At 52.7% G+C, this 26,014-nt stretch carries 21 protein-coding genes and 1 pseudogene; 16 read left to right on the top strand and 6 right to left on the bottom strand.

Annotated features, from left to right (window positions below; translation table 11 throughout):
- The first annotated feature begins 26 nt into the window (after positions 1–26).
- From ACO6UY_RS01830 to ACO6UY_RS01770, 13 genes and pseudogenes are all read left to right on the top strand, one after another.
- Complete coding sequence (locus ACO6UY_RS01830) at positions 27–3,248, top strand: outer membrane lipoprotein-sorting protein (RefSeq protein ID WP_422488880.1); 3,222 nt, start codon at positions 27–29, stop codon at positions 3,246–3,248.
- Positions 3,249–3,322: 74 nt separating this feature from the next.
- Entirely contained in the window at positions 3,323–4,621 is a 1,299-nt protein-coding gene (locus ACO6UY_RS01825; protein WP_422488879.1) for a DUF1302 family protein, read from the top strand.
- 204 nt (positions 4,622–4,825) lie between these two features.
- The gene (locus ACO6UY_RS01820) at positions 4,826–5,698 is read left to right on the top strand and encodes an alpha/beta hydrolase (protein WP_422444419.1); all 873 of its coding nucleotides are present in this window, start codon (positions 4,826–4,828) and stop codon (positions 5,696–5,698) included.
- Complete coding sequence (locus tag ACO6UY_RS01815) at positions 5,691–6,416, top strand: 4'-phosphopantetheinyl transferase family protein (RefSeq protein ID WP_422444417.1); 726 nt, start codon at positions 5,691–5,693, stop codon at positions 6,414–6,416. The genes ACO6UY_RS01820 and ACO6UY_RS01815 overlap by 8 nt, the downstream gene beginning before the upstream one ends.
- A 349-nt stretch (positions 6,417–6,765) precedes the next feature.
- The gene (locus tag ACO6UY_RS01810; RefSeq protein WP_422468691.1) at positions 6,766–6,894 is read left to right on the top strand and encodes a hypothetical protein; all 129 of its coding nucleotides are present in this window, start codon (positions 6,766–6,768) and stop codon (positions 6,892–6,894) included.
- Between the two features lie 15 nt (positions 6,895–6,909).
- Positions 6,910–8,610: pseudogene (locus ACO6UY_RS01805) on the top strand (fatty acyl-AMP ligase); the annotation flags it as partial.
- The gene (locus ACO6UY_RS01800; RefSeq protein ID WP_422444413.1) at positions 8,607–9,557 is read left to right on the top strand and encodes an acyl-CoA desaturase; all 951 of its coding nucleotides are present in this window, start codon (positions 8,607–8,609) and stop codon (positions 9,555–9,557) included. The pseudogene ACO6UY_RS01805 and the gene ACO6UY_RS01800, both read left to right, overlap by 4 nt.
- Position 9,558: 1 nt before the next feature.
- Complete coding sequence (locus ACO6UY_RS01795; protein WP_422488915.1) at positions 9,559–10,512, top strand: acyl-CoA desaturase; 954 nt, start codon at positions 9,559–9,561, stop codon at positions 10,510–10,512.
- Positions 10,513–10,562: 50 nt separating this feature from the next.
- A complete protein-coding gene (locus ACO6UY_RS01790; protein WP_422444409.1) occupies positions 10,563–10,862 on the top strand; it encodes an acyl carrier protein in 300 nt (99 codons plus the stop codon).
- Between the two features lie 23 nt (positions 10,863–10,885).
- A complete protein-coding gene (locus tag ACO6UY_RS01785) occupies positions 10,886–11,989 on the top strand; it encodes a fatty acid desaturase (RefSeq protein WP_422444407.1) in 1,104 nt (367 codons plus the stop codon).
- Positions 11,925–12,632, top strand: coding sequence for an alpha/beta hydrolase (locus ACO6UY_RS01780; RefSeq protein ID WP_422488877.1), 708 nt, complete (start codon positions 11,925–11,927; stop codon positions 12,630–12,632). Before ACO6UY_RS01785 ends, ACO6UY_RS01780 begins: the two co-directional genes overlap by 65 nt.
- Positions 12,633–12,809: 177 nt before the next feature.
- Positions 12,810–15,023 carry a YncE family protein gene (locus ACO6UY_RS01775; RefSeq protein ID WP_422444403.1) on the top strand — a complete coding sequence of 738 codons (2,214 nt, stop codon included), beginning with the start codon at positions 12,810–12,812 and terminating at the stop codon, positions 15,021–15,023.
- Positions 15,024–15,310: 287 nt separating this feature from the next.
- Positions 15,311–15,472, top strand: a complete 162-nt coding sequence (locus ACO6UY_RS01770; RefSeq protein ID WP_422444401.1) for a rubredoxin — start codon at positions 15,311–15,313, stop codon at positions 15,470–15,472.
- Between the two features lie 69 nt (positions 15,473–15,541).
- Here the strand turns inward: ACO6UY_RS01770 and ltrA are convergent, their stop codons facing one another.
- The gene (ltrA, locus tag ACO6UY_RS01765) at positions 15,542–16,804 is read right to left on the bottom strand and encodes a group II intron reverse transcriptase/maturase (RefSeq protein ID WP_422488875.1); all 1,263 of its coding nucleotides are present in this window, start codon (positions 16,802–16,804) and stop codon (positions 15,542–15,544) included.
- 625 nt (positions 16,805–17,429) lie between these two features.
- Here ltrA and ACO6UY_RS01760 point away from each other — a divergent pair.
- Positions 17,430–18,446, top strand: coding sequence for a sensor histidine kinase (locus tag ACO6UY_RS01760; RefSeq protein ID WP_422448758.1), 1,017 nt, complete (start codon positions 17,430–17,432; stop codon positions 18,444–18,446).
- Positions 18,447–18,575: 129 nt separating this feature from the next.
- Here ACO6UY_RS01760 and ACO6UY_RS01755 read toward each other — a convergent pair whose 3' ends face one another.
- Positions 18,576–19,553, bottom strand: coding sequence for an NAD(P)/FAD-dependent oxidoreductase (locus ACO6UY_RS01755; RefSeq protein ID WP_422448760.1), 978 nt, complete (start codon positions 19,551–19,553; stop codon positions 18,576–18,578).
- Between the two features lie 439 nt (positions 19,554–19,992).
- On the opposite strand from ACO6UY_RS01755, the gene ACO6UY_RS01750 reads away from it, so the two are divergent.
- Complete coding sequence (locus ACO6UY_RS01750) at positions 19,993–20,607, top strand: LysM peptidoglycan-binding domain-containing protein (protein WP_422488873.1); 615 nt, start codon at positions 19,993–19,995, stop codon at positions 20,605–20,607.
- A 367-nt stretch (positions 20,608–20,974) separates the two neighbouring features.
- Positions 20,975–21,784: a hypothetical protein gene (locus tag ACO6UY_RS01745; RefSeq protein WP_422488871.1), complete on the top strand. Its 810-nt coding sequence runs from the start codon at positions 20,975–20,977 to the stop codon at positions 21,782–21,784.
- 7 nt (positions 21,785–21,791) lie between these two features.
- Here the strand turns inward: ACO6UY_RS01745 and ACO6UY_RS01740 are convergent, their stop codons facing one another.
- The 4 genes from ACO6UY_RS01740 to nqrE form a co-directional block, all read right to left on the bottom strand.
- Positions 21,792–22,556 (bottom strand): SDR family oxidoreductase, encoded by a 765-nt coding sequence (locus ACO6UY_RS01740; RefSeq protein ID WP_101749059.1) that lies wholly within the window; start codon positions 22,554–22,556, stop codon positions 21,792–21,794.
- Positions 22,557–22,704: 148 nt separating this feature from the next.
- The gene (locus tag ACO6UY_RS01735) at positions 22,705–23,961 is read right to left on the bottom strand and encodes an ankyrin repeat domain-containing protein (protein WP_422459859.1); all 1,257 of its coding nucleotides are present in this window, start codon (positions 23,959–23,961) and stop codon (positions 22,705–22,707) included.
- A 213-nt stretch (positions 23,962–24,174) separates the two neighbouring features.
- Positions 24,175–25,401, bottom strand: coding sequence for an NADH:ubiquinone reductase (Na(+)-transporting) subunit F (gene nqrF / locus ACO6UY_RS01730; RefSeq protein ID WP_422448768.1), 1,227 nt, complete (start codon positions 25,399–25,401; stop codon positions 24,175–24,177).
- A 16-nt stretch (positions 25,402–25,417) separates the two neighbouring features.
- Positions 25,418–26,014 (bottom strand): NADH:ubiquinone reductase (Na(+)-transporting) subunit E, encoded by a 597-nt coding sequence (gene nqrE, locus ACO6UY_RS01725; protein ID WP_422448770.1) that lies wholly within the window; start codon positions 26,012–26,014, stop codon positions 25,418–25,420.

Genomic DNA, 26,014 nt, shown 5'->3' with positions numbered 1-26,014 from the left:
AATAAGAAAACATCAAGGAGTGAGGCATGAAACGACCGTTGAGGGGATCGCTTAAATTGTTGGGGGTTCACCACCCCTGGAAGATACTGATACTGGGATTGCTGCTGATGGCGGCCCTGGCCAGTGGTCTGAAACAGCTCTACAAGGATACCCGTGCAGACGCTTTCCTAGCGGCGGATAACCCGACACTGGTTTACAAAAACAAGGTACGGGAGATCTTCGGCCTCAGTGATCCCCTGGTGATAGCCATTCAGGATAACTCGTCCCGGGGTGTTTACCGGCCCGAGACGCTCACACTGGTTGAAACCTTAACCACACAGATCGACAGCCTGGACAATATCAATGCCGATCGCACTATCAGCCTGGCGACGGAAAATAATATTGTCGGGACGGACGATGGGATGGATGTATCTCCCTTCTATGATCTGGTGCAGACTCCCGAAGCCATCCGCGCAGCGATTAACGACTTCCCACTCTACGACGGCATGCTGGTATCAGACGACCAGGCGATGACGGTGATTGTGGCGGAGCTGATCAGCGATGACCTGGCGGAACAGACCTACGACCAGATAACGGCCATCACCGGCAGCGCTGTCCTGGATGAACACCAAACACTGCATATTGCCGGCGAAGGCGCGGTGCTGGGGTTTCTCGGCCATTATATTGATCGCGATGCCAGCCGTCTCAATCCCCTGGCAGGCCTGATCATCACCATTATGCTGGCAGTGGCTTTCCACCGGTTTATGCCTGCCCTGCTGGGCAATCTGGTGATCGGGGCCTCGGTGCTGATGACGCTTGGTTTTATGGCCTACAACGGTGTGCCGTTTTATGTGATCACCAATGCCATGCCAGTCATCCTGATCGGCATGGCGGTGGCGGACTCGATACATATCTTCAGCCATTACTACGAATGCCAGGCCCGCAACCCGGAGATGAGCCCCCGGGATTGTATCGAAGCGGCAGTCAAGGAGATGTATCGCCCGGTCACCTTGACCACCCTGACGACCATGGCTGGCTTTCTTGGCCTGTACGCCGCTGCCTATATGCCACCGTTTGAAGCCTTTGGCCTGTTCACCGCTTTCGGTGTCTTTATCGCCTGGGTGTATTCCGTGTATGTGCTGCCCGCCTTGATCACCCTGCTCAAGCCCAAAGTCAGCAAGCGCTGGGTGACACTGGCAAGCCGTGGTCACAGTGATCTGTTCTCCCGAGGTATGGCGGCCCTGGGTCATCTCGCCACCCTGCGCCCTGGGGCAACGTTGGTGGTCTTTGCCGGTCTGGCCATTGTCGGCGTCGGGCTGGCCAGTAAGGTGCAGGTGAATGAAAATCGCATTCACACTTTCCACCCCGAGGAAGAGATTTATCAGGCTGACCAGGCCATCAACAGCCATCTGCAGGGGACCAACACCATCGATATTGTGGTGGAAACCCCGCGCGAAGAAGGCGTGTTCAACCTGGAAGTCCTGACACGAATTGAGCAATTACAGGCCTATGCCGAGAGCCTGCCCCATGTGAATGGTTCAACCTCCGTGGTGGATTATCTCAAGCAGATGAACAAGTCCCTGAACGAAGGCCGGGACGCGTTCTACACCCTGCCGACAGACGAAGCGCTGATTGCCCAGTATTTCCTGCTTTACTCTGCCAGTGGCGACCCCACCGATTTTGAAGAAGAGGTGGATTACGACTACCGTCTGGCCAATATCAGGCTGCGGCTTGACACTGCTGAGTTTGTGGTTACCCGTCCGGTCATTGAACAGCTGCAGTCGTATATTGAGCAGCACTTCAATAGTGAAGAGGCCACGGCCAATCTCAGTGGCCGGGTGAATGTGAACTACCACTGGATCAAGGATCTTGGCCCGAGCCATGTGTTGAGTGTGGTGCTGGCGCTGTTGTGTGTCTGCGCTGTCTCCGCCCTGCTGTTTCGCTCCTTGGTCGCTGGTCTGCTGGCCACGGTGCCGGTGATCAGCTCTATCCTGATGGTGTACGCCGCCATGGCCCTGCTGGGCATTGACCTGGGTATCGGCACATCGATGTTTGCTTCTGTGGCGATTGGTCTGGGTGTCGACTTCTCTATCCATACCCTGGATCGGATTCGGGTGCTGATGAAAGCCCATCCCAAGTCCGGTCTGCGGGATCATCTCCAAGCCATCTATGGCTCAACAGGACGGGCATTGTTGTTTAATTATCTGGCCATTGCCTTTGGTTTTGGTGTGCTGATCAGCTCGAAAGTGGTCCCCCTCACCTACTTTGGCACCATTGTTGCTCTCTCTGTGACCATGAGCTTCCTGGCCGCAATGACCTTACTGCCTGCCCTGGTGATGGTGATTCAACCCCGGTTTATTTTTGGGCAACAGGCACACATTCCGGCACACAAACCGGTGAGTGCGCTGTTCAGCGTAATGGTGCTGACCGGTTCTGTGGTGCTGGCCAGTCTGCTGTTTGCTCCTCAGAGTTCAAAAGCGGTGGAACGGGAACAAGCCGAAGGGCGGGTGATGGCTGAACAGATCGTGGCCAGCGTCAATGCCGTGGATGACGGCCAGCAGGCCACCAGTGATCTGACAATGATCCTCACTGATCGTCGTGGCAAACAGCGCACCCGCGAGACCAAAAGCTATCGCAAGTATTTTCCTGCCAGCGAGGCTGCCGGGCAGGAAAAGAGGACAGTGTTCTTTTATCAGTCGCCAAAAAATGTCAAAGGTACCGGTTTTCTCACCTATGACTATCCCCAGGCCCACAGGGACGATGACCAGTGGCTGTATCTGCCCGCCCTGCGCAAGGTGCGCCGGATATCGGCATCCGACCGGGGTGATTACTTTATGGGCACAGACTTCAGCTATGAAGACATCAAGCTGGCCGGCCGGGTGGATGAGCAGGATTTTACCTTCACAACCTCAGGCCGGGAGAATATCACCGTCGATGGCGAAGCCATCAGTGCCTGGGTGGTTGAAGGCACACCCCGGTCGCCAGAGATTGCTAAAGAGCTGGGTTATGGCAAAACCCGTTATCTGGTTCACCCCGGCAACTGGATTATTGTCAAAACCGACTACTGGGACGAAAAAGGCAAACACCTGAAAACCTATGTGGCCGAAGATATCCGCCAGATTGATGGTATCTGGACCCGCCATCAGCAGACTGTCACCAACCATAAAACCGGTCATGTGTCCCGGTTTCTGTTCAACAATGTCAATTACCAGGTGCAGCTGGATGATGCCCTGTTCACCCGGCGCATTCTGAAAAAAGGCGGGATGTAATGAAACGCTTCAAGGGCTTCGTCGGTGTCTGGTCCGGTGTGTGGCTGGCGGTTGGTCTGCTGTCTCCAGGGTCGGTGCTGGCGTCCGACACTTTTGCGGATATCAGCCTCGATACCACCCTGCGCTCGGAACTGGCTTACGGGCTGAACCGGCATGGGGTCAGCAAGGTCCGCACCACTCTTGAGCCGGAGCTCAGTGGTGTGCTGGGCATCAGTCTTGCCGGGGAACAGCCGGATTTTCTGATCAAACCCCGGTTCAGTCTCGATCTGGCCGATGACCTGACCACCCGCACCGACCGACCTGAAAGCTACTCGTCCCTGAACGGACCTACCTGGGAAACCCGTCATGGTCGCGCAGAACTGGTAGAGGCCTGGCTGGAGGCGGAGTGGGACACAGTGGCGGGCCCAACGGCGGTGCGCTTGGGGAAGCAGCAGGTGGTCTGGGGCCAGGCAGACAGTCTGCGAGTGCTGGATGTCGTTAACCCGCTGAATTACCGGGAATGGACCCTGTCAGACTATGAAGATATCCGCATACCGACCTGGATGGCCAATATCGAGATTGCCGATATTGGCGGGCCTGGGGAAGACGCCAGCCTGCAGTGGCTGATCATTCCGGATATGACCTTCAATGAGCTGGCCGATGCCGGTTCTCCGTTTGCGGTGACCAGCCCGGAGCTGGTGCCCCGGCCACAGCCGGGTGTGCCTGTCGTGGTGCACGACACCCAACGTCCAGGACGTGGTCATCTGGAAACTGGCCTGCGCTGGAGCAGTTTTGTACAGGGCTGGGATCTGGCGGCATTGATGTTTTATCACTATCAGGACAACCCGGTGTTGTATCGCTCTTTCGATGAGGGGCGTATTGCCGTGTCACCGGAATACCAGCGCACGCTTTTGTATGGCCTGAGCGCCAGTAATGCTTTCGCTGACTGGGTAGTGCGGCTGGAGCTGGCTTATAGCACCCGTAATGCGGTACTGCGGGAAGACTTGGTCGACCAGGGCATTTACACCACCGGCGAGATGACCTCCGTGCTGGGACTAGATTATCAGGGGCTGGATAACTGGTTTCTCAGTTATCAGTTCTACCAAAGCACGCTGAACAACAGACCTGCTGCGGTGATACGCAAACAGACCACCGTCCGACACACCCTGCTGGGGCGGCGTGACTTCTGGAACGACACTCTGGAGTTGGAGCTGAAAGGGCTGCATAACCAGGATTACAACGATGGCATGCTGCGTGCGAAGCTGAGCTGGGATGTGGACGACAGCTGGCGACTGTGGACTGGAGCCGATCTGTTCTACGGCGATGACGACGGGCCGTTTGGCCAGTTCCGGGAGCAGGACCGGCTGGTGCTGGGGGCGGAGATCACTTTTTAGTGCGCTTGAATGTCAGTCTGCGTACACCAGCCGGATCAGGATGCGGGTTGTTCTTCCCGCTCCATCAGACCATCCATGGTCTGGGTCGCTCTCAGGCCATCCTGGCTTTTGGAATAGCAACCCGAACCCTGCCCCTGTTGTATGAGGACTCATGCTTGGCGGAGCCAGTCATAACAATAAACATAAGTAAGGAAGGTGATAACCATGAATATGATGACCCTGTTACGGATCAAGAACCGGTTTCTGGGCACGCTTCTGCCCGGTAAAGTGGCCAGGGATCATGTAACGCTGTTTCTTTCCCCTCGTCGGTTTCCCTTGAAAGACTGGGAAGAGAAAGCGGAGCTGAATGGGCAACGGATAAGTTTCGGGGCAGAGTTTGATAACAGCCTCAGTGCTCTGCGCTGGGGGGAAGGTGGTGAAGATAAAAAGCGGGTTTTGATTATGCATGGCTGGGAAAGTCGCGCTACGCAGATGCAGGCTCTGGCTCAGCCTTTGATTGAGGAGGGGTATGAAGTGATCGCTATTGATGCCCCTCGCCACGGTTTGTCCAAAGGGAAACAGGCTAATCCAGTGCAGTTTGCTCTGGCGGTGATTGCTGCGTGTCACGAGCTGGGGCCGTTTGATGCTGCTATCGGCCACTCTATGGGCTGTGCCGGTCTGGCTATTGCACGGGAACAGGGGGCCGCTATTAACCGTTATGTTTTAATGGCGTCGCCCGCGAATATGCTAGATACCCTGCGTGCCTTTGCCGATTTTATGGGGTTACCCAAAACCTGTACCGAAAAATTTATTGTGGGTGTTGGCCATGCAGTTGGCCGTCCGGCTGAAGAGCTGGATATTGGGACGATGCTCGCGGACGGTCAGCCTGATGTGCTACTGGTACACGCTCGTAACGATATTGAAGTACCGTTCGCTGCCATGACATGTATTCATGACAAGCTGGGTAATGCCCAGACTTGGACGTCGCCGTCGCTCGGTCATAGGAAACTGGTGCGTGATCCGGATATTGCATCCATGATTGGCCGGTTTATCAGTACCGGACATGTAGTGGAGGAAAAGCTACCTGGTCATGCTTGAGCCACAGGTAAAGGCGGATGCGTTTCTTGATGCCAGGTATTATCTGAACCGTCAGCACCGGACTCTTGCTGAGGGCGTTGAGGGGTGGCTGGTCAATATGGAGGAGCTGCTTGCCTGTTGGCCGCCGTGGCACGATTTTTCAGGCCTGCTCACGAAACGAGAACGACAGCGATGGTGCGATTATCAAACTATTGTTGATGATGGTCTGCGAGCCCGCAGTTTCCTCTTTGGACGCAGTGTTCTGCGCTTACTGCTCGCAGATCGCCTGGAAGTCAGCCCTGATCAGGTGCCTCTCACCCGGGACGCTCATGGCAAGCCTCAGCTAGAGAACAGCTGTTTGCACTTTAACCTCAGCCATAGTGGTGAGTGGTTGTGGTTGGTGATCAGCAGCCTTGGTCCGGTCGGTGCCGATGTTGAGTGTTTGCTGACCTGCGAGCCGGTGACTGAGCCACTTATCGAAATGGTTGCATCCCCGGAAGAACAACGTACCCTTCGGCAAGCACCGGCCTCAAAGCGTGACATTGTGTTTCTGCGCTTGTGGGTGTTAAAAGAAACGTACTTAAAAGCAATCGGTTCGGGCCTTCTCCAAGATCCGCGTTTGCTGAAGATAAACGACGACAATACAATTTCTCATATCTATAAATTCAATAATCCTCTCTGCTCCCAGATCGCTTTCATCCAGACAGACAGCTGTATAGTTGCATGGGCACAGCTCTAACTCTTCTATATCTGCCTTAGATATTGTATCGCCCTCTATCAGAAACTTTGGCATTTTCTTTGCTGTATTCTAGAAAACTGCAAAAAACATAGATTAGTAGTAACTTTTGAGTAGTTTTGGTGCGTTGCTTGTAAAAGTGTTCAAAGTGCAGACAGAATTGCATATCCGATGCACTGCGAATACTTGTCATGGAAATGCAATGTTTGATCAGTATTTTACTGGCAGAAATGCATGTATATACATTCTAAGACATGTATATACATGACAAGTGACAGCTACCTGCTTCATGGAAAATCAGAAAACAGTTGATCAGTTCGTCAAGGGGTTTCGGAGGATAAGGATGATCAAAATGGATACTGCTCGGAAAGACGCCGCCATGGGAGCCGTTGAACGCCAGTCATTGAAAACTGACTTTGGTGTCGTCTATGAGTCCAGGCCAGTGCCAGCACTTGAGTTTATTGCGGATATCGTGGCCTGACGTGCTGACCATGAGCCTGAGAAGGAGGCATTCACCTATCTTGTGGATGGCGATGAGGATGCGATTACTTGGACGTATCAGGATTTGAAAAATGCCGTGGCTTACACGGCTAACCATATCAACCCCAGCATTCAGCACCACGATCGTGTGGTGCTGTTGTTTGAACCCGGTCTGGCCTTTCTGGCCTCGTATCTGGCCACTGTTGGCAGTGGTGCGATTGCTGTGCCCTGCCATCCGCCTATGGGCACCCGTCAGGTGCAGCGCTTTCTGAGCATGCTGCAGGACTGCAAACCGAAGATCATCCTCTACAGCCGGTTTATCCGTGAGAGCAATGCCCAGCTGGCTCAGTTCACGGCTATGGCGGCGCAGATGGGTATCAAGCTGGTTGAAGTGGATGTACCTGATCAGCCAGAAGAGCAAAACTGGGACAGGCCACAGCAGGCCTTGAATGACACGGCCATGCTGCAGTACACCTCTGCCTCGACCGGTAAGCCCAAAGGCGTCATGGTCTCCCAGCATAATCTGGTGAAGAACTGTGAGGCGATCTACAAGTGGCTCGCGCCCCACCCACCGCGTAAAGGATGCATCTGGCTGCCGCCTTACCATGATATGGGGCTGCTCGGTGGCATTATGCAGCCGCTCTATGCTGGCTTCCCGCTGGTGTTTATGTCGCCGATGCATTTTATTCAGCGCCCGTTGCGCTGGTTGAAGGCGATTTCCGACCACCGGCTGACGACGACAGGTGCGCCTAACTTTGCATTTCAGTTATGCGTCGATGGTATTACCGATGAAGAGCTGAAAGAGGCCAATCTGGACCTGTCCTGTGCCCGGGAAATTTTCAGTGGTTCAGAGCCTATTAACCCCAACACAATTTCTGCGTTCTATCAGCGGTTCCGTGAACATGGTCTGCCTTCTACCTCGCTAAATCCCTGTTACGGTCTGGCTGAAGCGACATTGTTTGTCTCCGGCAAAAAGGCTGACACCGTTGTGGCTTCCCAGCCGTTTGCACGTGACGACCTGGATCGGTGGCAGGTCACGCCCAGTCTGGAAGGCCGGACGCTGGTCAGCTGTGGTGAAGCTGGCAATGAACTGGATATTCGTATTGTTGACCCGGATACAGCACAGCCCGCTGCCATCGATGATGTCGGTGAAATCTGGATCGCAGGGCCCAGCATTGCCCAGGGCTACTGGCGCAACGATCAGCTAACCGAAACCGCCTTCCACAACCGGCTGCCAGGCTCTGAGGCAAGCTATTACCGGACCGGCGATCTGGGTTTTATGCTCGATGGTGAACTATACGTCACTGGTCGTCTGAAAGAAGTCATTATTGTCCGTGGCCGTAATCTCTATCCCCAGGATATTGAACGTTGCGTGCTGGCCTCTTCGTCCCTGCTGGATGGTAGGAGTCTGGCTGCGGCCTTTGCTATTTCCGGTGATGACACAGAAGAGCTGGGTGTACTGGTTGAAGTGCGACAGCCGGTGACGCCAGAGCAGGTTGAGGAAATACAGACTGTTACCAGCGCCGCTATTCGGGCCGAATTCCAGGTCGAACCCGTAGTGGTGCACGTCGGCCCTCGCAAAACTGTGCTGCGCACGACCAGCGGCAAGATCCAGCGTCTGGCTTGTGCCCACGCTTACCACAAAGGCAAACTGCCGGATTTCCCCCAGAACTCACCTGTGCATAAAGCGAAGGCTGGTGAGAGGGTTCCCGCATGAAAAGCACAAACGATACCGCAACCACCCACGCCCCTGTGGTGCCTGAGAAAGTCAGCGGCGTGACCAGCCTGCAGCTGTTTGCCGCCCTGACAGTGGGGTTGACCACCGCCGGTGCCGGGGTGGCCGTGTGGCAGCTGGTTACTGGTCAGGTGGGCACGTTGGAGCTGGTATTGTTGGCGGTGTTTTACTTTACCACGGCCCTGGGAATCGAAGTCGGTTTCCACCGCTTTTTTTCCCATACAGCATTTAAAGGCCCGCTGGCCACCACCTGGCTGCTGGGCATTCTGGGGTCCATGGCGGCCCAGGGGCCTTTACTGTTCTGGGCAGCGACGCATCGCAAGCATCACGCTCATACCGACAAACCCGGTGATCCCCACTCGCCCTATTACCAGAGCACTGGCAAAAAGGCTTCCGGACGCATAGCGGGTCTGTTTCACGCTCATATGGGCTGGTTGTTTGCCCGGGAGCAGGCCAGCTGGGCCCGTTATGCCCCCGATCTGCTGCGCCGTCGGGAGCTGATCACCATCAACAGTCAGTATCTGCTGTGGGTGATGGTGGGGTTGCTTCTGCCGGCTGCGATTGGCGGTGTGCTGTCCAGCGCCTGGGAGGGGGTCTGGCGCGGGCTGATATGGGGCGGTTTGCTGCGCATCTTCCTGCTCGACCATGTGACCTGGTCGGTGAACTCCCTGTGCCACACCCTGGGCAGCCAGCCCCACAAGGTGACAGATAACAGCCGTAATGTGTTCCTGCTGTGCATTCCTTCGGTGGGTGGCTCCTTCCACAACAATCACCATGCGTTCCCTTCGGGGGCACGCAACGATCACCAGTCCCGCTGGCAGCTGGATCTGTCGGGGATATTTATCGAGTCGATGGGACGACTCGGTCTGGCCCGGAATATTCGCCGCTATCAGGCGGACACCGGAAAAATTATCACGGAGAGGAAATAAAATGAGCGCAGACAGCCTATCACTGGCCGACCTGCAGACGTCTGTGCCCGGTGTCGCCTATCTCGAAGGCCGGGCCGCGCAGATGCAGCGTATCTTTGCCCTCGGGGTTATGGTGATTCCTGCTATCGGGATGATCGAAGCTGTCAGACTGATATGGCAGGGCTCGGTGCCTGCCTGGGCCTGGGTAATGTTAGGGGTGATGTACTTCGTCCATATGTTCGGGGTGACCGCCGGGCTGCACCGGATGGCCGCCCACCGAGGCCTTGATGCCGGTCCGAAAATGAAAGCCCTGCTCACCATCATGGGTTCCATGGCGGCTCAGGGGCCACTGCTGTATTGGGTGGCTACCCACCGTCGTCATCACATTTACAGTGATAAACCCGGTGACCCCCATTCGCCGAACCTGCACCAGAACAAACTGGTCGGGCTCTGGTATAGCCATATGCCCTGGATGCTGGAGCGCAGTATCTCGGTCTGGTCCCATTACGCCAAGGATGTACTGCGGGACCGCACCTACTTCTTTGTCAATCAGTACTACCTGGTGTGGGTGGTGCTCGGGTTTGCCATTCCGGCGGTGCTGGGCGGCCTGATCACCGGCACTCTGGAGGGTGCCTGGCTGGGCTTTATCTTCGGTGGACTGGCGCGCATGTTCTGCGCCAATCAGTCTGCCTGGATGGTGGGTTCCATTTCCCATCGTTACGGTGGCAAGCAGTTCCGTACCGACGATCACAGTCGTAACAACTGGTTGGTGGCCGTACTGGCCTTCGGTGAGGGCCTGCAGAATAACCATCACGCTTTCCCTATTAATTACCGTCACAGCATTTACTGGTATGAGCCGGATCTCACCGGCTGGGTGCTGGCACTGATGGCGAAGCTCGGACTGGTGCACGACCTGAAGTTCCCCAGCCAGAAGCGCATTCATGAATTAACGCTGCCTGAGTCAGAAAAGATCTGATCGGCCATAAAAAACAACAACCACAAGTACAAAGACAAAGGACTGAACCCATGGGAATTCTCTCTTCACTGAAAAATGCTTTCTCTGACAGCGACGTCGCCACGATTGATGGTGATGATGAAGCCGCCGTGCGGGAATGGTTGTGCCAGCGTTTGGCCAGGCAGTTAAAAACCGATGTCAGCGCCATCGACAGTGCCAAACCCTTCGAGCAGTACGGGCTGGATTCCATGTTCGCGGTCAAGGTCACCGGCGAGCTGGAGAAGGTGGTTGAGCAGCGGTTGTCTCCGGCACTGCTGTTCGAAAACACCTGCATCGATGATGTCGCCCGTGTCATTGCAACTTCCACCTAGGCGGCGTGAGCAGGAGAAAGACAATGACTACTTCATCCATACCCGTACACGCGGATGATAACTACCGGGAATACATCCAGCGTATTGAAGATCTGAAGACTGCGCAGATTGGTCAGACGATTCCCAAAGAGCTGTTCAAGAAAAATGTGGTGCGTTCGATGGCCGGGTTTCTGGTCAGCTATGGCCTGTACCTGGGCAGCATTGTCGGGATTGCCTACTCTCCCCACTGGCTGCTGACCATTGGCCTGCTGATTACTGCCGGTCTGGGCGGCTGGGGTCTGCACTGTATTGCCCATGACTGTGGTCACGGATCGTTTTCAAACTCAAAGCTGCTCAATATGGTTGTCGGTCACCTGTCGTTGATTCCGCTGTTGTATCCATTCCATGCCTGGCGCCATGTGCACAACATGCACCACGGCTCAACCAACCACCTGGAGATGGACACCGACTGGCGGCCCGTGTCCCGGGAAGTTTACGACCGTATGCCCCGCCGGGAACAGCTGGTCTATCTGTTTACCCGTTCTGTGGGCTTCTGGGCGGGTACTGTGCATTACTGGTGGGTGTCTGCTTTCAGGCCGTCTTTCTACCCGCGTAAGAACCAGCGGGAGGATGTACGTCGCTCGATGGTATTTATTGCCCTGGTCAGTGCCGTGCTGTTCCCGGCCCTTTGGTATTTCACAGGCTTCACCGGCGTCGTGCTGTACTTCCTGCTGCCGCTGTTGTTCACCCACGCCTGGTTCAGCATCACCACGCTGATGCACCACACGGCGGTGGATGTTCCGTTTCTGGAGAAAGAAAACTGGTCTTTGAACGGCAGCCGTATTCTGCTGACGACGGACTATCTCTACCCCCGTTGGTTGCTGTGGCTGACCCACAACATCTCGGTTCATGCGGCTCACCATGCGGCACCCACTGTGCCTTTCCATAACCTTCCCAAGGCACAAAAAGCCTTGAAAGAGGCGTTCCCTGGGATGATTCGTGAGCAGCCGTTCCGGTTCAGCACCCTCTGGCAGATCGTGACCCAGTGTCATTTCTACGATCCGGAGACGGGTTACTACGTCAGTGCCCGTAACAGCCAGAACAAGCAGCACCCGGACAGTCATCACTCTAACGCCAGCCAGGCCTGAGGGGGAATTATGGCTAAAGAAGACTGGAACAGGTTTCAACTGCGCCAGCATGTTTGGTTTTGTCGAGCCCTTGCTGGCGCAGGGGTACCGGGTGGCGGCCTTTGATGCCCCCGCCCACGGCGGTACCGAGGGGGATTACACAACCATGGCCGAGTGTGTGGCCGCTACCACAGCGGTGATCGACAGACTGTCTGACATCGGCCCAGTGCGGCAGGTCGTGGCCCACTCGCTGGGGGGGATTATCGCCATGGCCGCCTGTGCGCCCAGAGATGACATCCGCCAGATGGTGCTGATTGCCACACCCTTCTCTCTGCTGGATGTGCTGGATATCTGGTCCCAGGGTTTTATGCAACTGCGACCCGGCATTCGCCAGCGCATTCTCAATCAGCTGCTGGCGGATAATGGGGTACCGGTGAGCCACTGGGATATTGGCCTGCACGGGGCCGATTACCCTTGGCCGGTCAAAGTGATACACGACAAGGACGACAAAATTGTCAGTCACTCCCATGCCCATAGGATTGCGAAAGCACTGGGTGATACAGACGTGCATACCACAGAGGGACTGGATCATTTCCGGCCACTGATCAACCGCGATGTACACCAGCAGGTCGTGGACTTTTTTCAACCGGCACTGGCCAGATAAAGATACATAAATATGTATACATTCAAAGAACTAAAACAAGTGAGAGCACTAGCAGTACTGTGCCTATTACCGCTCACTGCCAGCGCCTCCTTGAGCACGCTGGAAACTAGCCATTTTTTCGAGGAAAACCGGCAGAAGCCACTAATCACTCAGCCAGTTTTCAATTGCCATGCTCGGGTGAGCAGTGACAACTACGTTAATTTTGAGCGTGATCCGGTGCGACCACTGGCCCGTTCGGCCGATGGTCGTTATCTGTTCGTGGCCAACACCCCGGCCAACTGCCTGGAGATCTACCGGGCTAGGCATGACCAGCTGACCCGCATCAGTGCCGTTCCTGTGGGTATGGACCCGGTGGCTGTAGCGGTACGTAACGATCATGAGGTATGGGTGGTTAACCATATGTCTGACAGTGTCAGCATCGTCGATATCAAGGGCCGCCCCCGGGTGACGCAGACCCTGATGGTGGGGGATGAGCCCCGCGATATTGTCTTTGCCGGGCCACAACAACAGCGGGGGTTTATCACCACGGCCCGGCGCGGTCAGCATCGTCCTGACTTCTCCATCGATGATCTGCGGACACCCGGTATTGGTCGCGCAGATGTCTGGGTGTTTGATGGCGCAGCGCCCAGTGCACCCCAGACCATACTCTCTCTATTCACCGACACTCCCAGCGCCCTGGCCGTGAGCCCGGACGGGCAGACAGTGTATGCGGCGGTTTTTTTAACCGGCAACAAAACCACCGCCATTTTCCCCCAGGCTATGGAGCAGGGAAAGGTCGGCCCACATGCCAGTGTGGATGGTGCTGAGGCGCCAGAGACTGGAGTCATCGTGCGCTACAACGGTGAAAGTTGGGTGGATGGGGATGGTATTATGCGTGATGGCAAGGTTCGTTTCAGTTTACCGGATAAGGATGTGTTCGCCATTGATGCTGGAGCCAACCCAGCAGAGGTGACGGGGAGCTGGTCGGGAGTTGGCTCTGTAATCCTCAATATGGCGGTTAACCCGGCGACGGGTGCTGTGTATGCCAGTAATACCGAAGCCCTGAACGATATCCGTTTCGAAGGGCCTGGCGAAAGAAGCACAACCGTGCGTGGGCGTTTTGTAAAAAATCAAGTGACAGTGATTCAGGATGACTCTGTGTCTTCAGTACACCTGAACGAACATATAGACTTCAGTTTGCCGATGGGGCAGTCCGTCTCAGCTTCGGACAAAGAAAGGAGTTTGGCCCAGCCCATGAGCATGGCTGTAACCGGCAGTGGTGAAACCATGTACCTCGCGACATTCAGCTCGGGAAAAATTGCTCAGATACAAACCTCCTCCATGGAGTCCGGCGATTACGACCCTTACAGCACCCGCTTCATCAAAGTGCCAGGAGGGCCTGTCGGCCTGGTTCTCGGGGTGAATGAGCAATATCTGTATGTCTACTCACGTTTTGACAACCAGCTGTCGGTGGTGGAAACAGCCAGTCAGGAAGTGGTTAATCAGAAGGACCTCTATAACCCCGAACCCATCTATGTGCGAGAGGGGCGCCCATTCATGCACGACGCCATGCAAACATCAAGCAATGGTACTGTCAGCTGTGGTTCCTGCCACATCTTTGGTGATAATGATGGGCTGGCCTGGGATCTCGGGAATCCCGATGAGCATGTTGTTGAAAACCCACTGGAAGAGTCTCCCGGGAACTTGGCTCCACTGAAATCCAGAACCTTTCACCCGATGAAAGGTCCGATGACTACACAGACATTCCGCGGCATCAGTTTGAGTGGTCCCATGCACTGGCGGGGAGACCGGACTGGCGTCAACCGCGAAATTGTGAATGGGGTGGAAGAGAGTGTGGAGGCGGCTGTTTTTAAAGAATTCCGGGTGGCGTTCCCTGGCTTGTTGGGTCGCGATGGTATGTTACCGGAGTGGCAGCTACAGAAGTTGACGGACTTTGCTCTGGGTATTCAGTCCCGTCCGAACCCGGTCCGCAATCTGGATAACACTCTCACTCCCCGGCAGGCTCAAGGACAGAGTGATTACTACAATGCGGCCCTTGACCGTGGCGTAGCCAGTTGTAACAGCTGCCACAAACTGGATGCTGAGAATGGACTGTTTGGTACCGATAAGAAAATTACCAGCGAAGGTCCTTTAGTTTCCCAAGACTTCAAGATTCCCCACCTGCGCAATATGTACCAGAAAGTTGGAATGTTTGGCACCAGTTATCTGGGTTCAGAGCACATGGGGGATCAGGTGCGAGGATTTGGTTATGGCCATGACGGCACATTTGCTTCTCTTGATGACTTCCTTTTAAAACTGGGCGGTTTTGTTTTTGACAGTCAGGATCAGGCTTTGCGAATTTCTGAGTTTGTCTGGGCGTTTGATGCTGAACAAGCCCCGGCTGTCGGATAACAGGTCACTTTGAACAAGAGTAATTTCTACGAGAAAGAAGGCCAAATCACACTGCTTGTCCAGTAAGCGAGCAGTGGTGTGTGTGACCTTATTGTGCAAGGAGATCTCGCGTGGCTGCCTTTCTCAGGTGTTTTACAGGCCAATGGCAAAATAAAGTCCAATTGGTGGCCAGCCATCACAGAAGCAAGCTTGCGAGAGTTAGCTCAATTCACCGGTCAGGCGCTTACCTATGCCTGTGTGCCTTCCGGAACAGGTGAGCTAAACGCACTGAGAGGAGAGAATTAACAATGAAAAAGTATCTTTGTGAAGTCTGTGGGTGGATCTACGATGAGGCGAAGGGATGGCCAGAGGAAAACATTCCTCCAGGTACTCGTTTTGAGGACATCCCAGACGATTGGCATTGCCCAGAGTGCGGAGTATCAAAGTTGGACTTTATCGAGGTGACCTAAATCGGGTAAGGGCTGGTCTTTCTCCAACCCTCCCCACAGCACCCGGCATGCGGGTCCGCACCGGGCGGTTCAACGATGATGGTGAAACCTGATCCATAAGTCTTTCAATGAAACAAGCCCAATTTTCGCGAGGTAATTGTTATTCAGAGCCTGTTGTACCGCATAAGTTTTACTCAGACGGTAATACCCTTTGCTGCTGGCTGCGATCTTGGCGGCGTTCACTTTATCAACGCCTAACCTGACCAGATTCTTAAAACGGGTTTTCGGCTTGCGCCATTGCTTCAGAAAGCAGCAACGGATTCGCCGACGTATCCATTGATCCAGCAGGGGAATTGGTCGGTAATATTCCGATAACCGGAAATACCCCATCCAACCCCGGATATATTGCGCCAGTTTGCGTAACCGATGTTGCATTGAGACACCCCAGCGACGACTGGTCAACTTGAGTATCCGGTATTTGAATCGGTCCAGACACTTCTGGGCCCAGCGAACTTTCTTCCCTGTGAAGGTGAAACTCAGGAATTCGCTTTCTGTTGCTTTCACAACTTTACTTTTCCGGGAGTTAATCTTCAGTTTCAATTTGCGTTCAATGAATTGGGTAATGCTGTGCATCACCCGATCCCCTGCACGCTGACTTTTGACGAGAATCACAAAATCATCACAGTATCTTGCAAAGCAATGACCCCGATATTCAAGCTCCTTGTCGAGTTCGTCGAGGACCACATTAGACAGCAAGGGTGATAAAGGCCCACCCTGTGGCATGCCAACCCTGGTCGGGTAGACATTGCCCTCAATCATGACACCGGAGCGCAGGTAGCGACCAATCAGTTTCAGAAGGCGTTTGTCGTGGACCTTACGGGAGACCCTCGACATCAAAACGTCGTGATTAACCGTATCAAAGAATTTACTCAGATCAACGTCAACGGCGTAATGCAGCCCCCGGTTGATCAACTGCTTAACCTGACGGACTCCGTCGTGTGCTGACCGTGCCGGTCGGTAGCCAAAGCTGTTTGGAGAGAACCCCGGATCAAAGACAGGCGTCAGCACTTGCACAATGGCCTGCTGTATAACCCTGTCGATCACGGTTGGGATTCCCAGTAAGCGTTCACCACCATCCGGCTTTTCTATAACATGCCGACGTACTGGTGACGGCTGGTAGGTTCCGTCCAATAGAGCTTGACGCACTGAAGGCCAATGCTGTTTGGCAAAGTCGGGATAAGCTTCAATGGTGACTCCATCAATACCCGGAGCACCTTTGTTGCTTTTGACCTGTTTCCATGCACTTGCCAGATTAGCCGGTTCAAGTACGCAATTTAGTAGATCATGGTTCAAAGCTGGTTAAAGATTCTGTCGCCAAGTACGGTGAGTCGCCGGACGGCTGCATCGCCTTGAGTGAATCAGTCTCCTCTTTGTCATTGATGTTTGGCCCTTCGCTGACGACTTCCCGTCCGTTAATGACTTCTGTCGTACAGCTACTATGGCCTCTGCTGACTTCTGTCCAATCACCATGCGGAGTTGCCTCTGCTGGCGCTATTGGTTGCCATCGGGTTTGCTCGAACAGGATGATGAGTCACTGTTCGCCGAGCCTGTTGTAACCAGTGGCTGAGAACTGGGAACTTACCAATCGCATGTTGAACAGATCTCCCCGGATAAGGACATGGACTTTCAGTGCACAACCGCCGCATTTACCGTGTCTCACGAACCTGAGGGCTTCGTAATCTTTGGCTCACTCGCCCAGAGACTCAGCCTTGTATGCGGTTTCTTTACGTCGGCTCGCACCTTTGCACTCAGACTGCCTCCGCACAGCCTCTCGCGAGACTGCACTTGCCTTAAGCTAGTGGTTGTCATCAGCAGGCGTCTTTACCGCCAGTCAGATGTAGGTTCTCCCACAGGGGACTTTCACCCCATCAGTTCATGCCCATGCCGGGCGTACCAAAACGACGACAGGTGTGAATCCATGAACATCCGGTTGCCTGATATCCAGGGAGTCTGTCTGCGTTTATCGTCAATTGGGAAACGCCTGCCTGACCATCTGCCAGCATGGCTCAAAAGTTCGGCTATTCAACAGGGTTTAATGTTTGGAGTGGTCTCAATCATCAGTCTGGTACTGATGGCTTCTGTTACTTTTCTGTATGTGGATTACGAACTGGGCAAGCAAAACCGTGAAATTGTCCAGGAGTCCAGAGAACTGGTGAGAGAGCAACACCGGGACTTCAATGATATTGATGAAATGCTGTCCCGACTGGAAGGTTCCGTTACTGCCATGCGGGATATTTCAGCAAATATCGCCCATGAACTGAAAACCCCTATTACCCGGTTATGTCATAACCTGCTGACACTGAGGGATGAAGCAGGCCAGTTGCACACCAGCAGGGATAAAGATTTTTTCAGGCAACTTGATCATGCCCTTGAGGACTCACAACGACTGACCTCCATTTTTGATGCATTGCTGCGAATCACTCAGATCGAGTCTGGCGCACGCAGAAGCCGTTTTACCCGGATAGATCTGGCTCAGATCGTAGATACCGTGACAGAGATTTATCAGGACGTCGCAGAAGATGCACGAATGACAATGTATGTTGTTAAAAAAGATGCCCCGGTTATCATCCAGGGAGACCGAGAACTATTAATTCAGCAATTTGCCAGCCTGATTGAAAACGCCCTGCGATATTGCCCGGCAGGCAGCAGGATTACTCTGGGCTGTGGTCTTGATAAAGAAGATGGCATTGCATGGCTGAAAGTCGCAGATAATGGCCCGGGCATTGTTGATGAAGAGAAAGAACGGGTATTTGAACGCTTGTATCGTGTTGATAAAAGCCGCACCGATGGCGGCTTGGGGCTGGGACTTTCACTGGCTAAAGCCGTAGCTGGTCTGCATCATGGCTCAATTGCCCTGAGTGACTGTATGCCCGGACTGGGAGTTAAGGTGTCCATACCGGTTGATGAATCAACTGCTGCTTTGCAGGCTGTGTAAGAAAGCTGTCGGTTGGATAACAGTTAATGTTATCCCCCTTTCACCGGATCAGGGCAATGTTTTCCTGAATGGTTACAAGCCCCGGCATTACCGGGGGCGACCAACGATCCTGGTGAGATCGGTTCATCATTAACCCGACAGGGCCTGTATACACTTCTGCGCTGATAACCAGGCCCCCTCAACCCTGCCACCCGCACACCAGGCACCAATGACCGCAAGCCGCTGACGTTCATCCAGAAGATAAGGTTGATCAAAGGTTACTGGCTTAATATTGGCATAGCGCCAGTAATGTCGATATTCCGCGGTTTTCTCAAGCCCGGTAGCCATTATTGTCTGCAGCCAGTTCAAACCTGTCTGACCAATGTCCACTGCCGTTTCTTTACCCTGTTGTTCAGACCACTCTGGCGAGAAATGCAACATCCAGACATCGTCAACATCCGGCGCTTTCCTGAAACCGGGTCGGCTGGATAACCGCGAAGCCCAGCGGACCGTTTCATCCCCAAAGATCCCCTGCACATCTGCTGGAATTTTCCCCCGGGTAGCAAGGCCTGCTGCCCAGCAGGGTTGATGGACGGCCTCAGGTACATGAGCCATCACATCAGAACAGCCATCAAGCAGGGTACGGCTTTGCTCGGCAGGACTACTGACAATCAACCAGTCGAAGCCGGAAAAAAGCGCACCATCGGCAGACAACAGCTGCCACCCTTCCCGGCTCTTTTCCACCTTCGAGATGTGACACTGGAAGTTAACGGCAATGTTGCTGCTCAAACAATAAACCAGCTGGTTCATTAACGGGGAACCAATGTAGCGCACCGTTTCATCCGGTGACGGTGTTAATGTTCCCTGTGCAACACAGTAGGGTGAAAAATCCCAGACCTTTACAGCAGATGCTTGCAGCCAGAGCTCTACCTGTTTCTGAAACCCCGGATCCCTGGCGGTAAAGTACTGGGCACCAATATCCAGCTTGCCCCATGCTTCCCGTCGATTGGCTAAGCGCCCACCCAATCCGCGACTTTTCTCAAAAACAGTCACTTCATGCCCCAATTCCGCCAACAGACTTGCGGCCTTTATCCCGGAAAGTCCGGCTCCAATCAGTGCAACTTTCATGGGTATGCCTCGTTACTTATCATCCGGCCCTCTCAACGAAAAGTGAATGCCATGAATACCATTTCTTTCTGGCAAGCAGATTGCGGAAAAATTTGCAAAGTTGCAACCCACCTCTACGTGGAGGCCGCACAAATAGATGTGAAATGTACTGATAAGGTTTCCCAAAGTGATCCGGGGGTTTGATGGTCATCAGGAAAGAGTAGCTGAGGGTACCGGATGACCCGGCTCTACCCTTGCTCAATGAATTGAAAATGAGGCAACCGGATTTAGTAACTCCAGACCAATAACAGAGATAACTGTCAATAAAGCATACCTGACGTAATTGTTAAGTCATAGTTAATACCTGACCAGTCAAATAAACCAAACAACCTTTATTTATTCATTTTCCTCACCAACAATAAAATCACTTCATTCAAAAACATTTTATCCAGGTGTATATATGAAAAGTTTATTGATCATCGGTCTGGCATTTGGTCTGGCTGCCTGCTCTGATTCAAAGCAAAGAGAAGGCACGGTTAACAGAGACAAAGAATCATCACCACTTTCTGAAAACCCCAGCCGGGAAAAGACCACAAAGACAGTAGATAACCATTCATTTTCAAACACCTATACAGAAAATAAAGCAAAACCCATATCCTATAAATTATCGAATTTTGCCACATCAGGTTCAGATATAAACGACCTTTCTTATAGCCTTGGCTATTACACCGTCAACCAACATGACACTCTGATGAAAATTGCATTTGAGATATACGGTGATTATGAACAATGGATAGTCATTAAGAATGCCAATTCCGAAAAAATTGATTCGGAAAATGTAATAAAAAAAGGAGCAACATTAACGTTTCCAGAACCAGCGGATAAATTTGTTCAAAGCAAAAAAGGGGATCCATACCTGATAAAGCGTGGAGATACGTTAGCATCCATTGCCAGAAATACTTATGGTTCAAGCCGTCACTGGAAAGCCATCTGGAAGAACAACACGCGTTTGATAAAAGATCCGGATAAAATCTTTGCCGGATTCACAATATACTTGCCAGTTATCAACGACTAAACAGGCCTCGTCCATCCCATACTCTGAAAGAGGTCATTGACGTCACCATCAATGACCTCTCTGCCACTACCACCCGCCTCCACATTCGTGAGAGGCTGAATTTTCAGGTTTTTATATCACAACTGCTTATAGTTATAGCCAATTTTCATTCCTGATTAACACAAATACTAAATAAACTGTGTTTGATAAGAACTTTTATAAGAGAGAGAGGTCTTAAGAAGTAATTCAGCAATTCAATAATTCAATGAACTTCCAATATACGTCATCTTTATTCAACCCTGCTTTTTTTGATCTTTATCCCGGATCATCAGATTTAGAGCAGAATTTTCAATTTTACGGTGGCAGACAACAACCGGCGTACCATGGTATGTCTGTTCAGAGGATGGATGACCCTTTTCCTGTTTACCTCAATCAATCAGCCATACATCATTATGGCGCTGGCTTTTCCGGGTTATTAAAGGAATATGAGATTGCACCTGTGGCATCAGCCAATCCAGCAGGCTATTCCAGAATTGATATGTCTGAGATACCACCACCAGCTCTTGAGAAATATGCACCCCGGGATTATCGTAATCAACCCGTTAATGGTGCCCTGCCACCAATATCAAACATCCACTTTACTCAGCCGTTATTCCCGGTAAAAAGTGAGCCTGGGATCAGGGAACCAACACCAGCGCACCACTACAATCCAGGTTACTGGTTAACTCGTCCTCCTGTCCTATTCTTTAATCCACAAGATTCAGGACCCGTTGCTGTAGTTCACTCGCTAAACCTGAACCAGGCAACAAGTAATAACCAGTCAACTCAGACAGAAGAAATGACGGATGGTAGCTCTTCAATCATTGAGGACCAAAGGGTACCCCGCCAAGAGCCCACTTATGCAAAGCGCAAGTGTCCGTACTCAACGTATCGCTACCAGACTGATCCCGAGTATGCAGAGCGCCAAAGGAAGCGCCAGAAGGAGCGCTACCATAATGATCCCGAATACGCAGAGCGCGTAAAGAAGCGTCAAAGAGATCGTGCACGGGAGCTTCTCAAAGATCCCGCTTACCGTGAACGCCAAAGGATCATCAACAAGAAGTACCGTATGAAACGCAAAAAAATAATAGAGAGTATGGCAGGAACCCAGTTTGCTCAGAACATCAAGAGTAACACAACCAGCCAATCCCCGGGATAACTTCCCATCAGTCCACTTTTCGGACCACCTTGAAGTTATCCCACGCTTGAGAAGTTGGCATCACTTCCAGAGTGTTGATATTGATATGCGCTGGCTGTTGAGCAATCCAGAAAATGATATCTGCAATGTCTTCCGGACGAAGTGGGTTAACTCCTTGATAAATACTGTCACTTTTCGCCTGATCCCCTTTAAAACGAACCAGCGAAAACTCGGTTTCACACATGCCTGGCTCAAGACTGGTCACACGTACGCCGCTGCCAGCCAGGTCGCAGCGAAGATTACGGGAGAACTGGGCAACAAATGCTTTACTGCCTCCATAGACATGGCTGCCAGGATACGCCCAGTTAGCAGCCACAGAAGCCAGGTTAATAATGGCAGCTTTGGGTTGTTCACGGAGAATGGGCAACAACTTATGGGTGACATTCACCAAACCGGTCACGTTGGTATCAATCATGGTATGCCAGTCTTCCAGGCTGGCTTCCCACGCAGGACCAGCACCCAGCGCAAGTCCGGCATTATTGACCAGAACCTCAATATTGCGAAATTCATCAGGCAGTGAATCCACCATTTCTGATACTGCCCGGGCGTCGCGAACGTCCAAAGTGACACTGTGAACCGGTACTTCAGGCGTCAACTCTTCCGCCAGTGCCAGCAGGCGTTCTGAACGGCGACCAGTGATTATCAGGGAGTGGCCATGTTGAGCAAATAACCGGGCACTGGCCAGACCAAAACCGGAGGTTGCTCCTGTGATCAAAACGGTAGGCAAACTCATTCTGCATAACTCCATTTCATTTCTTCAGTTGCAGTTTATCAGTTATCAAAGCATCACATAAAATGAAAAAGTTCTATGCCTTCCTGTATCATTGGGGTCATAAAAAATCACTTTGAGACACCCCTCCTGCTTTTTAAATCTCAAGCCCTCACAAAATACGGCATCGCCACAGATCCTCCGACTTTTTTGCCCCTCTGGCAAGCAGGAGTTCTACACATCGGTCTCGACCTTCACTGATGGCCCAGTCCAGGGGAGTAAAACCTATTGAATCGATGACATTGATATTCACCTCCGGGCTAGTGAGCAGAAACTTCAAGCTACCAGCCTGACCCATTTGGGCAGCCAAACTCAGGGGAGTTTTGCCAAAATCATTTTTGGCATTGACAAGCACTTTGCTGTTTTTTAGTAACGCTTGCACACTATGGGTTTTATCCCCTTCGGCGGCGATGTGCAACGGTGTTTCGCCGCAAAAATCGGTTGCATTGACATTCACTTTACTGTGAGTGAGCAGTTCATCCAGGATATCGCTTCTGTTCTCTATGGCTGCCATGTGCAGAGGCGTGCGGCCTACCTGAGCGATGGCATTGACATTCACCCCTTCCGTATTGAGCAGTACCCTCAGGCTTTTGACGCTTCCTTTTCTGGCGGCGCAGTGCAGGGGGGTTTCGCCGAGGATATTAATGGCATTAACCGTTGCCCCGAACTCGATTAGTAGTTGCAGGCAGTTGCTGCTATCGGTATATGCAGCCAGGTGCATGGGCGTGCGAGGGTAATTACCGGCGGCATTGACATCCGCCTGGCAGTTAATCAGTCGTTGGGCGCAGCCGACGTTATCGTTTATGCAGGCCCGGTGCAAGGGAGTGTAGCCGCGCTCATTAGCAGCATTGACCTTTGCGCCAAAATCAATCAGTAGTTGCAGGCAATCCGCTTCGCCCACGAAGGCGGTTATATGCAGGGGTGTTTGGCCCATCTCATTAGTAACGTTGACATTGACACCCGCCTCGCACAATCGTTTAAAGCCTGCATAATTTTCTGCCTCCAAAGCAATAAAAAGCAAGTGGCCATATTCATGTATGTTGACACCACAATCACTGTTTATTGCCAGACTCTGTTCGAGGGCTTGCATATCTCCGGTGCGAAGGGCGCTTTGCAGTGCCAGGATACCAGACGATGGCCCGGATTGGCGGGGAAGCGACGACCGGGGTTGCTGATGACATTCGACACAGCCCCGTTGATTCAGTTTGGAGGGCTCCTGATCCGCGGTATGGTCAAGATGAAGCTGCCATCCATCCTGACCAGACATTTCGACCCGCGACCAGGAGGCAAACTGCCCTGCGGTGGAAACATCTTCGTTCTGACGGATATCAAACGAAGGGTTGTTGATGTTAGCCCTGACACTCTCCATTTTCACACCTCTGTTCGCGATTCGCGGTTTGGTATGGGGTCCTCTTGGACAACAAACAAAAGAGAAAATTCCATCATGACGAGTGCCTTTACAGAGACACCATCAACATGGGTTCTACCGCAGAAGCATGAGTGAGGGGTATTGCTATAAATATTGCCTATAAAAAAAGCCGGACTCAAAGAGCACCGGCCTTTACTTCATTAAAGCCAGAGTTTAGCCACCAAAATCATCCAGAAGGATGTTCTCAGGCTCTACACCCTGATCTTCCAGCATCTTGATAACGGCTGCGTTCATCATGGGTGGTCCACACATGTAGAACTCGCAGTCTTCCGGAGCCGGATGATCCTTCAGGTAGTTATCAAACAGAACCTGATGGATAAAGCCGGTGTAGCCGGTCCAGTTATCTTCTGGCAGCGGATCGGACAGTGCCAGGTGCCAGCTGAAGTTCTCATTCTCTTCAGCCAGTTTGTCGAACTCATCCACGTAGAAGGCTTCACGCAGGGAGCGGGCACCGTACCAGAAAGAGATCTTACGGGTGGAAGACAGACGCTTCAGCTGGTCAAAGATGTGCGAACGCATGGGTGCCATACCCGCACCACCACCAACAAAGACCATTTCGTTGTCGGTCTCTTTGGCGAAGAACTCACCAAAAGGTCCGTACACGGTCATCTTGTCGCCGGGCTTCAGGTTGAAGACGAACGAAGACATCTTGCCAGGCGCAAAATCAGTACCCGGAGGTGGTGAAGCAATACGGATATTGAACTTCAGCAGGCCTTTCTCTTCCGGATAGTTGGCCATGGAGTAGGCACGGATAGTCTCTTCATCCACCTTGGAAACGTACTGCCACTGGTTAAACTTATCCCAGTCACCACGGTACTCTTCGCCGATATCGAAGTTTTTGTACTCGACGGTATGGGGAGGACATTCCAGCTGGACGTAACCACCGGCACGGAATTTAACGTCTTCCCCTTCTGGCAGTTTCAGTACCAGTTCCTTGATGAAGGTCGCTACGTTGTCATTGGAAACAACTTCACATTCCCACTTCTTGACGCCGAAGAGTTCTTCTTCAACTTCAATTTCCATGTCCTGCTTAACCGCCACCTGGCAGGAAAGACGCCAGCCTTCCTTCTCTTCACGCTTGGTGAAGTGGGAGCGCTCGGTTGGCAGCATTTCACCACCACCGGACAGCACCTTACACTTACACTGCGCGCAGGTACCACCGCCACCACAGGCGGAGGGCAGGAATACCCCGGCACCGGACAGGGTGTTGAGCAGCTTGCCACCGGCAGCCGTGGTTACGGCTTTGCCGGGATCTTCATTAATCCCGATGGTCACGTCACCCATACTCACCAGTTTCGAACGGGCGGCGAGGATAACCAACACCAGCGCCAGTACGATAATGGTAAACATGGCAACGCCATAGATAATATTTAAATCCATATCGTCCCAATCCCCCTTACAGCTGTACGCCAGAGAAAGAAAGGAAGCCCAGGGACATCAAACCTACGGTAATGAAGGTAATGCCCAGACCTCTCAGTCCTGCAGGTACATCACTGTACTTGAGCTTTTCACGGATGCCCGCCAGGGCAACAATGGCCAGAGCCCAGCCCACACCAGCACCGAAACCATAAACCGCAGATTCACCGAGGTTATAGTCACGCTGAACCATGAACAGTGACGCACCCATGATAGCGCAGTTTACGGTAATCAGTGGCAGAAATACGCCCAGCGCGTTGTAAAGAGCGGGTACAAATTTATCCAGAAACATTTCCAGGATCTGTACCAGGGCAGCGATAACACCGATGTAGGTGATCAGGCCCAGGAAGCTCAGGTCAACACCGGCAACCAGCGCCCCGTCTTTCAGGATGTTCTGGTAAATGACATTGTTAATGGGCACGGTGATGGTCAGTACGGCAACCACCGCAACCCCCAGGCCCAGGGCAGTTTTCACCTGCTTGGATACGGCCAGGAAGGTACACATCCCCAGAAAGAAAGCCAGCGCCATGTTTTCCACGAACACTGCTTTCACAAATAGCGAAATAAAATGTTCCAT

This window comes from Endozoicomonas sp. ALE010, assembly GCF_049310165.1.
In the GTDB taxonomy this organism is placed as follows: Bacteria; Pseudomonadota; Gammaproteobacteria; order Pseudomonadales; family Endozoicomonadaceae; genus Endozoicomonas.
Note: the sequence above shows the minus strand (reverse complement) of the source record. Positions and strands in the feature narration are given on the sequence as shown.